Below are 464 nucleotides of genomic sequence, written 5' to 3'. Positions count from 1 at the left end.
AGCACATCGGCTTCAACAAGCGCAAGCACGTCAGCAAGTACGTCAGCTTCAACAAGTGCAAGCACATCAGCAAGTACGTCAGCTTCAACAAGCACATCGGCTTCAACAAGTGCAAGCACATCAGCAAGTACGTCAGCTTCAACAAGCGCAAGCACATCAGCAAGTACGTCAGCTTCAACAAGCACATCGGCTTCAACAAGTGCAAGCACATCAGCAAGTACGTCAGCTAGCACATCGACTTCAACAAGTGCAAGCACATCAACAAGCACATCGGCTTCAACAAGTGCAAGCACATCAGCAAGCACATCGACTTCAACAAGTGCAAGCACTTCAACAAGTACGTCAGCTTCAACAAGTGCAAGCACATCAACAAGCACATCGGCTTCAACAAGCGCAAGCACGTCAGCAAGTACGTCAGCTTCAACAAGTGCAAGCACTTCAACAAGCACATCGGCTTCAACAAG

The 464-nt window shown here is 48.5% G+C and carries 1 protein-coding gene; it reads right to left on the bottom strand.

Annotation, left to right across the window (positions count from 1 at the left end; translation table 11 throughout):
- Positions 1-464: hypothetical protein (locus CYK18_RS10900; protein ID WP_180948057.1), on the bottom strand; the 464-nt coding region annotated here is incomplete at both ends.

Source organism: Streptococcus mitis (assembly GCF_002860865.1).
Lineage (GTDB): Bacteria > Bacillota > Bacilli > Lactobacillales > Streptococcaceae > Streptococcus > Streptococcus mitis_AT.
Note: the sequence above shows the minus strand (reverse complement) of the source record. Positions and strands in the feature narration are given on the sequence as shown.